This window comes from Micrococcus endophyticus, assembly GCF_014205115.1.
In the GTDB taxonomy this organism is placed as follows: domain Bacteria; phylum Actinomycetota; class Actinomycetes; order Actinomycetales; family Micrococcaceae; genus Micrococcus; species Micrococcus endophyticus.
In genome coordinates this window covers 868,235-880,944 of sequence record NZ_JACHMW010000001.1, presented here as the reverse complement: position 1 = coordinate 880,944, position 12,710 = coordinate 868,235, and the positions used below count along the sequence as shown (strand labels likewise).

At 73.8% G+C, this 12,710-nt stretch carries 8 protein-coding genes and 1 tRNA gene; 8 read left to right on the top strand and 1 reads right to left on the bottom strand.

The genetic code is table 11. The annotated features are described in order from the left end of the window. Positions 1 to 4 precede the first annotated feature (4 nt). From trpC to pyk, 7 genes are all read left to right on the top strand, one after another. Positions 5 to 811 (top strand): indole-3-glycerol phosphate synthase TrpC, encoded by an 807-nt coding sequence (gene trpC / locus HDA33_RS03930; protein ID WP_184171139.1) that lies wholly within the window; start codon positions 5 to 7, stop codon positions 809 to 811. Between the two features lie 29 nt (positions 812 to 840). Then, on the top strand, positions 841 to 2,166 hold the full coding sequence (gene trpB, locus HDA33_RS03925; RefSeq protein ID WP_184171136.1) for a tryptophan synthase subunit beta: 1,326 nt from the start codon (positions 841 to 843) through the stop codon (positions 2,164 to 2,166). Beyond that, positions 2,163 to 2,969 (top strand): tryptophan synthase subunit alpha, encoded by an 807-nt coding sequence (gene trpA, locus HDA33_RS03920; protein ID WP_184171133.1) that lies wholly within the window; start codon positions 2,163 to 2,165, stop codon positions 2,967 to 2,969. The genes trpB and trpA overlap by 4 nt, the downstream gene beginning before the upstream one ends. A 2-nt stretch (positions 2,970 to 2,971) precedes the next feature. Beyond that, positions 2,972 to 3,997 carry a prolipoprotein diacylglyceryl transferase gene (gene lgt / locus HDA33_RS03915; protein WP_184171129.1) on the top strand — a complete coding sequence of 342 codons (1,026 nt, stop codon included), beginning with the start codon at positions 2,972 to 2,974 and terminating at the stop codon, positions 3,995 to 3,997. A gap of 180 nt (positions 3,998 to 4,177) precedes the next feature. Continuing rightward, positions 4,178 to 8,806: a glutamate synthase large subunit gene (gene gltB / locus HDA33_RS03910; protein ID WP_184171126.1), complete on the top strand. Its 4,629-nt coding sequence runs from the start codon at positions 4,178 to 4,180 to the stop codon at positions 8,804 to 8,806. Then, a complete protein-coding gene (locus HDA33_RS03905) occupies positions 8,799 to 10,256 on the top strand; it encodes a glutamate synthase small subunit (protein ID WP_184171123.1) in 1,458 nt (485 codons plus the stop codon). Before gltB ends, HDA33_RS03905 begins: the two co-directional genes overlap by 8 nt. A 53-nt stretch (positions 10,257 to 10,309) precedes the next feature. Beyond that, positions 10,310 to 11,797, top strand: coding sequence for a pyruvate kinase (pyk, locus tag HDA33_RS03900; protein WP_184171120.1), 1,488 nt, complete (start codon positions 10,310 to 10,312; stop codon positions 11,795 to 11,797). 21 nt (positions 11,798 to 11,818) lie between these two features. Here pyk and HDA33_RS03895 read toward each other — a convergent pair whose 3' ends face one another. Then, positions 11,819 to 12,415 (bottom strand): response regulator, encoded by a 597-nt coding sequence (locus HDA33_RS03895; RefSeq protein ID WP_184171117.1) that lies wholly within the window; start codon positions 12,413 to 12,415, stop codon positions 11,819 to 11,821. Positions 12,416 to 12,589: 174 nt separating this feature from the next. Between HDA33_RS03895 and HDA33_RS03890 the strand changes: the two genes are divergently transcribed. After that, positions 12,590 to 12,671: transfer RNA gene (locus tag HDA33_RS03890), tRNA-Leu, on the top strand. Positions 12,672 to 12,710 lie beyond the last annotated feature (39 nt).

The following is a 12,710-nucleotide window of genomic DNA, read 5'->3' as shown; positions in this document are numbered from 1 at the left end:
CCGCGTGTCCGTCCTCCAGGAGATCATCGACGGCGTCCGCGAGGACCTCGCCCCGCGCCGTCGTGACGTGCCCGAGGCCCGCCTGGCCGAGCTCGTGGCGGCCGCCCCCGCCCCCCGGGACGCGCACGCGGCCCTGCTCGGCGGGCGCACCGACCCGGCGGGGATCCGCGTGATCTCCGAGGTCAAGCGCTCCAGCCCCTCCAAGGGCGCCCTCGCGGAGATCCCCGAGCCGGCCGCCCTGGCCCGCGCCTACGAGCGCGGCGGGGCCTCCGCCGTCTCGGTGCTCACCGAGGCGCGCCGCTTCGGCGGCAGCCTGGCCGACCTCGACGCCGTGCGCGGCGCCGTCGACCTGCCGGTGCTGCGCAAGGACTTCACCGTCACCGAGTACCAGATCCACGAGGCCCGCGCCCACGGCGCCGACCTCGTGCTGCTGATCGTGGCCGCCCTCGACGACGCGGAGCTGACGGGCTTCCTCCAGCTCACCGAGTCCCTGGGCATGCACGCCCTCGTGGAGGCGCACACCCCCGAGGAGATCGAGCGCGGCGTCGCCGCCGGCGCCCGCATCCTCGGCGTCAACGTGCGCAACCTCAAGACCCTGGACGTGGACCCGGCCCGCTACGCGGCCCTGGCCGCCGGCCTGCCCGAGGACGTGGTGCGGGTGGCCGAGTCCGGCGTCGAGTCCGACGAGCAGATCAAGGCCTACGCCGCCGCCGGCGCCGACGCCGTGCTCGTGGGCGAGGCCCTCGTGCGCCACGGCGCGCCCGAGGAGGCGCTGCGCGCGTTCCGCGCCGCCTCCCTCACCGTCCGCTGACCCACCGACCCCCCAGGAGCGTGGCCGCCATGAGCGCCGACCGTCCCAGCACCGAGCCCACCGTCGAGTTCGAGGGCCCCTACCAGGGCCAGTCCGGGCCCTACTTCGGGGACTACGGGGGACAGTGGATGCCGGAGTCGCTGATGGCCGCGCTGCAGGAGGTGCAGCGCACCTACGAGGAGGCCCGCCAGGACCCGGCCTTCGAGGAGGAGCTGCGCACGCTCTTCCGCGACTACGTGAACCGGCCCTCGCTGCTGTCCGACGTGCCGCGGTTCGCCGCCGACTCCCCGGGCGTGCGGATCATGCTCAAGCGCGAGGACCTCAACCACACGGGCTCGCACAAGATCAACAACGTCATCGGCCAGGCGCTGCTCGCGCGCCGCATGGGCAAGACCCGCCTGATCGCCGAGACCGGCGCCGGCCAGCACGGCGTGGCCACCGCGACGGCGGCCGCCCTGTTCGGCATGGAGTGCACCGTCTACATGGGCGAGGAGGACACCCGCCGCCAGGCCCTCAACGTGGCCCGCATGCAGATGCTCGGCGCGGAGGTCGTGCCCGTGGCCATCGGCGCCCGGACCCTCAAGGACGCCATCAACGAGGCGCTGCGGGACTGGGTCGCCTCCGTGGACACCACCCACTACCTGCTCGGCACCGTCACGGGCCCGCACCCGTTCCCGGCCATGGTCCGCTACTTCCACTCGGTGATCGGCGAGGAGGCGCGCCAGCAGGTGCTGGCCCAGACCGGCCGCCTGCCGCACGCCGTCGCGGCCTGCGTGGGCGGCGGCTCCAACGCCATGGGCCTGTTCCACGGGTTCCTGGACGACCCGGAAGTCGAGCTGTACGGCTTCGAGGCCGGCGGCGACGGCCTCGAGACCGGCCGCCACGCCGCGTCCATCACGCTCGGGCGCACCGGCGTGCTGCACGGCGCCCGCACCTACCTGATGCAGGACGAGGACGGGCAGACCATCGACTCCCACTCGATCTCCGCCGGCCTGGACTACCCGGCCGTCGGCCCCGAGCACGCCTTCCTCAACGACACCGGCCGGGCCGTCTACGAGCCCGTCACGGACACCGAGTGCATGGACGCGTTCCTGCGCCTGACCCGCACCGAGGGCATCACGCCGGCCATCGAGTCCGCGCACGCCCTCGCCGGCGCCCTGCGCCTGGCCCGCCGCTGGTTCGACGAGGGCCTCGTGGGCCCGGACACCCCCGAGGGCGAGGAGCGCATCATCGTCGTGAACCTCTCGGGCCGCGGGGACAAGGACGTGGCCACCGCCGCCGCCTGGTTCGGACTCGGCCAGGCGGACGCCGAGAAGGACCCGCTCGAGGAGCTCACCCCCGGAGAGGAGCAGTGACCGGGATGACCGTGCACTCCAAGACCGCCGCGGCCCTGGACGCCGCCCGCCGCGCCGGCCGCACCGGCCTCGTCGCCTACCTGCCCGCGGGCTACCCGAGCGTCGACGAGTGCGTCGAGGCCGTCGTCGCCGCCGCCGAGAACGGCGCGGACGTGATCGAGCTCGGCCTGCCCTACACCGACCCGGTGATGGACGGCCCCGTGATCCAGGCCGCCACCCAGGCCTCGCTGCAGGCCGGCTTCCGCGTGGCGGACGTGTTCGAGATCATCCGGCGCGTCACGCAGCGCGTGGACGCCGCCGTGCTGGTGATGACCTACTGGAACCTCGTGGACCGCATGGGCGTGGACGAGTTCGCCCGGCGGCTGGCCGAGGCCGGCGGCGCCGGGCTCGTCACCCCGGACCTCGTGCCCGAGGAGGCCGGGGCCTGGCTCGAGGCCTCGGACCGCCACGGCCTGGACCGCGTCTTCCTCACCGCCCCCTCGTCCACGGACGAGCGGGTGCGCCTGGCCGTCGAGTCCTCCCGCGGCTTCGTCTACGCCGTGTCCGTCATGGGCGTCACCGGCGCCCGCGACGCCGTCTCCACCGCGGCCGAGACCGTGGTGCGCCGCGCCAAGGAGGCCGGTGCCGACCACGTGTGCGTCGGGCTGGGCGTCTCCCAGGCGGCCCACGTGCGAGAGATCGGCGCGTACGCCGACGGCGCCATCGTGGGCACCGCCCTGGTCCGCGCCCTCGGCGAGGGCGGCCCGCAGGCCGTCGGCGCCCTCGCCCATGAGCTGGCCGCCGGCGCCGTCCGGGAGGGCTGAGCATGACCGCCCTGGCCTCCCTGGCGTCCCCCGCCGCCCTCGCACCCCTGGCCGCGTTCCCCGCCCCCACCTGGGACGGCTTCGAGATCGGCCCGGTGAAGATCCACGCGTACGCGCTGAGCATCATCCTGGGCATCGTCCTGGCGCTGTGGCTGGCCGAGCGCCGCTGGAAGGCCCGGGGCGGCCCCGAGGGGCGCGTCCTGGACGTGGCCCTGTGGGCCATCCCGTTCGGCTTCGTCGGCGGGCGGCTCTACCACGTGTTCTCCTCGCCGGACCGGTACTTCGGCCCCGGCTTCGACGGCACGGGCGACCCCGTGCAGATCCTGCACGTGTGGAACGGCGGCCTGGGCATCTGGGGCGCCATCGCGCTGGGCGCCGTGGGCGCCTGGATCGCGTGCCGCCGGTACGGGCTGCGCCTGAGCGCCTTCGGCGACGTCGTCGCCCCGGGCATCCTGCTGGCCCAGGCCGTGGGCCGCTGGGGCAACTGGTTCAACCAGGAGCTGTTCGGCGGGCCCACCACGGCCCCGTGGGGCCTGCGCGTGGACGCCGACCACCCGAACTTCCCGGACGGCGTCGCCCCGGACACCCTGTTCCACCCCACGTTCCTCTACGAGTCCCTGTGGTGCCTGCTCGGCGTGGCCGCGCTGCTTCTGGCGGACCGCCGGTGGCGGCTGCGCCGCGGAGCGATGGTCTGGGCCTATGTGGCCTGGTACACCGCCGGGCGCGTGTGGATCGAGACGCTGCGCATCGACGACGCGGAGCTGGTCACCCTGTTCGGCCTCACCCAGCGCCTGAACGTGTGGACCTCGATCGCGATGCTCCTGCTGGCGCTCGTGATGCTCGCCGTCATCCTGGTCAAGCACGGCCCGGCCGCCGCCGGCCCGCGCTCGGACGACTCCGTGTGGCTGCCCGGCCGCGGCCCCGCCCTCGAGGCCGGCGCGGGCGCGCCCGTCGACGCGGCGGTCGCGGGGCAGGGCCCCGACGACGGCGCCGGAGCCACGGCCGCGGGGGTCCGCGAGGACCGCTGAGCGTCCAGCATTCGGACATCCGCGTCTGAGAATGTGGCGCGAGTCGCCTTCCTCGCTACTCTCGAGCGCAACGCGACCCGCCGGGCGATCCCCGCGGCAGGGTCCGCTCACCATCGCAGGGGCCAACGTCGTCCCCTCCTCACCCCGGCCCTCCGGCCGGCCACAGGAGAAGGACGCGCCATGCAGCACCCATCGAAGACCCCGCACGCCGACCCGTTCCGCGCGTTCGCGGCCCAGCCGGAGGCGGCGGGTCTCTACGACCCGGAGCAGGAGAAGGACGCGTGCGGCCTCGCCGCCGTCGCCACCCTGCGCGGCCCGGCCACCCACAAGATCGTCCAGGACGCGCTGACCGCCCTGCGGGCGCTCGAGCACCGCGGCGCCGTGGGCGCGGACGAGGGCACCGGCGACGGCGCGGGCATCATCACCCAGGTCCCCGACGCCCTGCTGCGCGCCACCGTCTCCTTCGAGCTGCCCGCGGCGGGGGAGTACGCCGTCGGCACCGCCTTCCTGCCCCAGGACGAGGCCGCCCGCACCTCCGCGCAGGAGGCGATCGCCGAGGCCGCCGTCGTCGAGGGCCTGGACCTGCTCGGCTGGCGGCCCGTCCCCACCGACGAGTCCGTGCTCGGCCCGGGCTCGCGCGCCGTCATGCCGGTCTTCGAGCAGCTCTTCCTGGCCGTCTCCGCCGGCGAGGACGTCGAGGCCCCCGGCGAGTCGCTGGACGCCCGCGCCTGGCGCCTGCGCCGCCGCGCCCAGCGCAGCGGCGTCTACTTCCCCTCCCTGTCCTCGCGCACCCTCGTCTACAAGGGCATGCTCTCGACGGCGCAGGTCGAGCCGTTCTACCCGGACCTCTCGGACGAGCGGTACGTGACCCGCCTGGCCGTGGTCCACTCCCGCTTCTCCACGAACACGTTCCCCTCGTGGCCGCTGGCCCAGCCCTTCCGCACGATTGCGCACAACGGCGAGATCAACACCGTCAAGGGCAACCGCAACTGGATGCGGGCCCGCCAGGGCGAGCTGCGCCACCCGCTGCTCGGCGAGGTGCCCGAGGAGATGTTCCCCATCGTGAGCGCCTCCGGCTCTGACTCGGCGTCGTTCGACGAGGTGGCCGAGCTGATCCACCTGGCCGGCCGCCCGCTCTCGCACGCGATCATGATGATGGTCCCGGAGGCGTGGGAGAACCACACCACCATGGACGAGGACCGGCGCGCGTTCTACCAGTACCACTCGATGCTCATGGAGCCGTGGGACGGCCCCGCCGCGATCGCCTTCACCGACGGCGTGCAGCTCGGCTCGGTGCTGGACCGCAACGGCCTGCGCCCCGCCCGCTACTGGGAGACCCGGGACGGGCTCGTGGTGCTCGCGTCCGAGGTCGGCGTCCTGGACATCGACCCGGCCACCGTGGTCCGCAAGGGCCGGGTCAAGCCCGGGCGGATGTTCCTGCTGGACACCGAGCAGGGCCGCATCATCGAGGACGAGGAGGTCAAGGCCGAGATCGCCGCCTCCGCCCCGTGGAAGGACTGGGTGGCCGACTCGCTGCGGCGGATCGAGGACCTGCCCGAGCGCGAGCCCGTCCGCTATCACGGCGACTCCGTCCGCCTGCGCCAGCGCCTGTTCGGCTACACGGACGAGGAGGTGCGCACGATCATCGAGCCCATGGCGCGGCACGGCGCCGAGCCCCTCGGGGCGATGGGCACGGACACCCCGATCGCGGTGCTCTCCCCGCGCCCGCGCCTGCTCTTCGACTACTTCACGCAGAACTTCGCGCAGGTGACCAACCCGCCGCTGGACTCCATCCGCGAGGAGCAGGTCACCTCGATGCGCACGTGCATCGGACCCCAGGCGAGCCTGCTCGCCGCGGGCAAGGTGACGACGGACGCCGTCGAGATCCCCTTCCCGGTGCTGGACAACGAGCAGCTCGCCCGCATTGCCGCGGTGCGCGCCGAGGACGGCACGCGCCGCGCCCTCAAGGTCAAGGGGCTCTACCTCGTGGCCGGCGGTGCCGAGGAGATGCGCTCCCGCCTGAAGGAGATCTGCGAGCAGGTCTCCGCGGCCGTCCAGCGCGGCGTGCAGTACGTGGTCCTCTCGGACCGGGACGCCAACGCGCAGTGGGCGCCCATCCCGTCCCTGCTGCTCACCTCGGCCGTGCACCACCACCTGCTGGCGAGCGCCTCGCGCACCCGCACCTCCCTGCTCGTGGAGGCCGGCGACGTGCGCGAGGTCCACCACGTGGCCGTGCTGATCGGCTACGGCGCCTCCGCCGTCAACCCGTACCTGTCCATGGAGACGGCCGAGGAGCTCGTGCGCACCGGCACGCTCACCGGCGTCACCGAGCAGGAGGCCACCCGGAACCTGATCCACGGGCTCGGCAAGGGCGTGCAGAAGATCATGTCCAAGATGGGCATCTCCACGGTGGCCTCGTACTGCGGCGCCCAGACGTTCGAGGCGCTCGGCCTCTCCCGGTCCTTCGTGGACCGCTACTTCACGGGCACCCGCTCGCCGATGGACGGGGTGGGGCTGGACGTGATCGCGGCCGAATCCGCGGCCCGCCACGCCACGGCGTTCCCCGTGGACGGCTCCTCCGCCTCCACCGTGGGCCCGCGCGGCACCTCGGGCCTGCCCGTGGGCGGCGAGTACAAGTGGCGCCGGGAGGGCCCGCCGCACCTGTTCAACCCCGAGACCGTGTTCCGCCTGCAGCACGCCACCCGCGAGCGGCGCTACGACATCTTCAAGGACTACACGCGGCGCGTGGACGAGCAGTCCGCGGACCTGATGACCCTGCGCGGCCTGCTCGGGCTCGCCACGGAGGGGCGCGAGCGCGTGCCGGTCTCCGAGGTCGAGTCCGTCGAGTCGATCGTGAAGCGGTTCTCCACCGGCGCCATGTCCTACGGCTCGATCTCCCAGGAGGCCCACGAGACGCTCGCGGTGGCCATGAACCGCCTCGGCGGGCGCTCGAACTCGGGCGAGGGCGGCGAGGACCCCGAGCGCCTGCTCGACCCGGAGCGCAACTCGCGCGTCAAGCAGATCGCCTCGGGCCGGTTCGGCGTCACGAGCCTGTACCTGTCCACCGCCACGGACCTGCAGATCAAGATGGCCCAGGGCGCCAAGCCCGGCGAGGGCGGCCAGCTCATGGGCGCCAAGGTGTACCCGTGGGTGGCGCGCACGCGGCACTCGACGCCGGGAGTCTCCCTCGTCTCCCCGCCGCCGCACCACGACATCTACTCGATCGAGGACCTCGCCCAGCTGATCCACGACCTCAAGCGCGCCAACCCGCAGGCCCGCGTGCACGTCAAGCTGGTCTCCGAGACCGGCGTGGGCACGGTGGCGGCCGGCGTGACCAAGGCGAAGGCCGACGTCGTGCTCATCTCGGGGCACGACGGCGGCACCGGCGCCTCCCCGCTGAACTCGCTCAAGCACGCCGGCACCCCGTGGGAGCTGGGGCTGAGCGAGGCCCAGCAGACGCTGCGGCTCAACGGGCTGCGCGACCGCGTGACCGTGCAGGTGGACGGCCAGCTCAAGACTGGCCGGGACGTGGTGATCGCGGCCCTGCTCGGCGCCGAGGAGTTCGGCTTCGCGACGGCGCCGCTCGTGGTCTCGGGCTGCATCATGATGCGCGTGTGCCACCTGGACACCTGCCCCGTGGGCGTGGCCACGCAGAACCCCGAGCTGCGCGCCCGCTTCACCGGCCGGCCGGAGTTCGTGGTGACGTTCTTCGAGTACATCGCCCAGGAGGTGCGCGAGCTGCTCGCCGAGCTCGGCCTGCGCTCCCTGGACGAGGCGATCGGCCGCCAGGACCTGCTGCACAAGGACGCGGCGATCGGGCACTTCAAGACCGAGGGCCTGGACCTGTCCGGCGTGCTCTCGGACGCCGGGGTGCCCGAGGAGGCCCCGCGCCGCCGGCTCACGGAGCAGGACCACCGGCTCCAGGACCAGGCGGACCAGCGCTGGCTGGACCAGGTGGCGGACGCCGTGGTCACCGAGACGCCCGTGACCGTCACGGACCGCCTCGTGAACACCGACCGCTCCGTGGGCACCCTGCTGGGCCACCGCGTCACCGCGGCCCGGCTCGACGACGAGCTGCCCCGGGACACCATCCGCATCGAGCTGACCGGCGAGGCCGGCCAGTCCCTCGGCGCCTTCCTGCCGGCCGGCGTGAGCATCACCCTGTCCGGGGACGCCAACGACTACGTAGGCAAGGGCCTCTCCGGCGGCACGGTGGCCCTGCGACCCGCCCCCGAGGCCCCCTTCGCGGCCGAGGAGAACATGATCGCCGGCAACGTGGTGGGCTACGGCGCCACCTCGGGGCGGCTGTTCCTCAACGGCCGCGTGGGGGAGCGGTTCCTGGTCCGCAACTCGGGGGCGGTCGCCGTCGTCGAGGGCATCGGCGACCACGGCCTCGAGTACATGACGGGCGGCACCGCCCTCGTGCTGGGGAACACCGGCCGCAACCTCGCGGCCGGCATGTCCGGCGGCGTCGGGTTCTTCCTGGACCTGGACCCCGCCCAGCTCAACCCGCTCGCCGTCAAGGAGGACGAGCTGCTGCTCGGCCGCCCCGAGGGTGCGGACCGCGCGCTCATCCGCGAGCTGCTCGAGGAGCACCGGGCCGCCACCGGCTCGGACCTGGCCGCGCGCCTGCTCACCGAGCTGGACGGCCCCGCCGAGGCCGCCGAGGCGCTCTGGGAGCGCTTCACCACCGTCCTGCCGCGCCGCTACGCGGCCGTGCAGGAGATCCGAACCGAGAGCCGGGACGCCGGCACCGACCCCGACGGCGACGCCGCCTGGGCCCGAATCCTGGAGGTGACCCGTGGCTGACCCGCGCGGATTCCTGAAGCATCGCGAGCGCGTCGCGCGCCCCTCGCGCCCCGTCTCCGTCCGCATCATGGACTTCAAGGACGTCCACGTGCGCCAGGACGAGGCGATCGTGCGCACGGAGGCCTCCCGCTGCATGGACTGCGGCGTGCCCTTCTGCCACGCCGGCTGCCCCCTGGGCAACCTCATCCCCGAGTTCAACGACCTCGTGTACCGGGACGACTGGGACGAGGCCGGCGCCCGCCTCGAGGCCACGAACAACTTCCCCGAGTTCACCGGCCGGATCTGCCCCGCCCCGTGCGAGGCCTCGTGCGTGCTCGGCATCAACCAGCCGGCCGTGTCCATCAAGCAGGTGGAGGAGTCGATCGCGGACCACCTCTTCGACGCGCCCTCCCTCACCCCGCACCCGCCGCAGCGGCAGAACGGGCTGACCGTCGCCGTCGTCGGCTCGGGCCCGGCGGGCCTGGCCGCCGCCCAGCAGCTGACCCGCTCGGGGTACACCGTGGTGGTCTACGAGAAGGACGAGGCGCTCGGCGGGCTGCTGCGGTTCGGCATCCCGGACTTCAAGCTGGAGAAGCATCTGATCGACCGCCGCATCGCCCAGATGACCGAGGAGGGCACCCGGTTCCGCACCGGCGTGCGGATCGGCACGGACATGAGCTGGGAGGCGCTGCAGCGCCGCTACGACGCCGTGGTGCTGGCCACCGGCGCCCCCGTCGGCCGGGAGCTGCCCCTGCCGGGCCGTGGCCTGGACGGCATCCACCTGGCCATGGACTACCTCGTGCCCGTCAACCGGCGGGTCGCCGGCGGCGCGCCCGAGCCGATCAGCGCCCAGGGTCGGCACGTCGTGATCCTCGGCGGCGGCGACACGGGCGCGGACTGCATCGGCACCGCCCACCGCCAGGGGGCCGCCTCGGTCACCACGCTGGCGATCGGCAGGCGGCCACCGGAGCAGCGCCCCGAGCATCAGCCCTGGCCCACCGTGCCCACCCTGTTCGAGGTCGCCTCCGCGCACGCCGAGGGCGGCGAGCGCACCTACCTGGCCTCCACCGTCGAGTTCCTCGGCGACGCGGACGGCCGGGTGCGCGCCCTCAAGGTGGCCGAGACCGAGATCCGGGCCGACGGCACCCGCGGCCCGCGGGCCGGCACCGAGCACGAGATCCCGGCTGACCTCGTGCTGCTGGCCCTCGGCTTCACGGGAGCGGACCTGGACGAGCTCGTGGACCGCTCCGCCGTGAGCCTTGAGCGCGGCCTCGTGGTCCGCGACGAGACGTACGCCACGCAGGCCCCGGGCGTGTTCGCCTGCGGCGACGTCTCCCGCGGCGCCTCGCTCGTGGTGTGGGCGATCGCCGAGGGCCGCGCCGTCGCGGCCGAGGTGGACCGGTTCCTCACGGGGGACACCATGCTCCCGGCGCCGGTCCGGCCCTCCGACCACGGTTTCGTCCTGAGGTGAACGGCGGGGCGCGCCCCTCGGACGAGGAGCGCGCCCGCGCCTAGAGTGGACCCATGCGACACGCAAAGATCATCGCCACCTTCGGGCCAGCCACCTCCTCCGACGAGACCACCCGCTCGATCATCCGGGCGGGGGCGGACGTGGTCCGCCTCAACATGAGCCACGGCGACCACGAGGTGCACGCGGCCTCCTTCGAGCGGGTGCGCCGGCTCAGCGTGGAGGAGCGGCGCCCGGTCGCGATCTTCGCGGACCTGCAGGGCCCCAAGATCCGCCTGGGCCGCTTCGCCGACGGCCCCCACCGCCTCGAGACGGGGGACCGCTTCACCATCACCACGCGCGACGTCGAGGGCACCGCGGAGCTCGTGGGGACGACCCACGCCGGCCTGCCCGGGGACGTCCGCCCGGGCGACACCCTCCTCGTGGACGACGGCAAGGTGCGCCTGCGCGCGGTCGAGGTGACGGACACGGACGTCGTCACCGAGGTCGAGGTCGGCGGCGACGTGTCCGACAGCAAGGGCATCAACCTGCCCGGCGTGGCCGTGGACGTGCCGGCCCTCTCGGACAAGGACGAGGAGGACCTGCGCTGGGCCCTGCGCATCGGCGTCGACATGGTGGCCCTGTCCTTCGTGCGTGACGCCGCAGACATCGAGCGCGTGCACGCGATCATGGACGAGGAGGAGCGCCGCATCCCCGTCATCGCCAAGATCGAGAAGCCGCAGGCCGTGGACAACCTCGAGGCGATCGTGGACGCGTTCGACGCCGTCATGGTGGCCCGCGGCGACCTCGGCGTCGAGCTGCCCCTGGAGGACGTGCCGGTCGTGCAGAAGCGCGCCGTGGACCTGGCCCGCCGCTGGGCGAAGCCCGTGATCGTGGCCACCCAGGTGCTCGAGTCCATGATCGAGAACCCGCGCCCCACCCGGGCGGAGGCCTCGGACTGCGCCAACGCGGTCCTCGACGGCGCCGACGCCGTCATGCTCTCCGGCGAGACCTCCGTGGGCCGCTACCCGGTCGAGACGGTCCAGACCATGGCCCGGATCATCGAGTCCACGGAGACCCACGGGCTCGAGATGATCCACCCGCTCGGCTCGCGCCCGCGCACCCGCGGCGGCGCCATCACCCGGGCCGCCGTCGAGGTCGCGGACCAGCTGGACATCCCGTTCCTGGCCACGTTCACCGAGTCCGGGGACTCGGCCCGGCGCCTGAGCCGGCTGCGCCCGCGCCAGCCCATCTACGCGTTCACGCACCGCGAGCACACCCACAACATCCTGTGCCTGACGTGGGGCGTCTACCCGAAGATGGTCTCCTTCCAGGACTCCACGGACAAGATGACCCTCCAGGTGGAGGAGTCGCTCACCTCCGAGGGCATCGCCGAGCGCGGGGACCTCGTGGTGATCGCGGCCGGCTCGCCTCCCGGAATGGTCGGCTCGACGAACACGCTGCGCGTGCACCGCGTGGGGGACGACGCCGGCGGCGGCTCGTCCCCGGCGCGCCCGGTCCAGAAGGAGCCGGTGGGCTTCTGGCCGGCCCGGTCCCCGCTCTGAGCGGGGCGGGCGCGGGGCGGCTCAGCGCACCTGGTCGATGACGGCCTGGGCCACCTCGCGCATGGTCAGCCGGCGGTCCATGGAGGTCTTCTGGATCCAGCGGAAGGACTCCGCCTCGCTCAGGCGCAAGCGGTCCTGCAGCACCGACTTGGCGCGGTCGACGAGCTTGCGCGTCTCGAGTCGGTCGCCCAGGTCCCGCACCTCGGACTCGAGGCTGCGCAGCTCCTCGAACCGGGCCACGGCGAGCTCGACTGCGGGCACGAGGTCGTGCTCGGTGAACGGCTTGACCACGTACGCCATGGCGCCGGCCGTGCGGGCGCGCTCCACGAGGTCGCGCTGGCTGAACGCGGTGAGCATGACGACCGGGGCCAGGCGCTCCTGCGCGATCTCGCTCGCCGCCGCGATGCCGTCCATGACGGGCATCTGCACGTCCATCACGACGATGTCCGGGCGGTGCTCGCGCACCGCGGCCACGGCGGCGGCGCCGTCGCCGGCCTCGGCGACCACCTCGTAGCCGGCGCCGGTCAGCACCTCCACCAGGTCTAGGCGGATCAGGGTCTCGTCCTCGGCGACGACGGCCCGCAGGCCGGTCCCCTCGGCAGGCGTCGTCATCGACACGTCAGCTCCTTCGCGTGCAGGGCCGGGCGGCGCGCCGCGGGTGGCGACGCCGGTCAGCCTCCAGGCTACCGCCCCGCGCGGCCCCCGTCCGGGGCGGGCCGGTTCGTGTTCCCGCCCGGCCGGAGGGCTCCGGGGCGCTGATAGGGTGGTCACACCCCGCCTCCGGGCGGCCCTGCCCGAATGGTGGAATCGGTAGACACGCCGCACTCAAAATGCGGTGCCGAGAGGCGTGTGGGTTCGAGTCCCACTTCGGGCACCGCAGGCGTGCGGCCACGGTCCGCGCCGCCGCATCCGT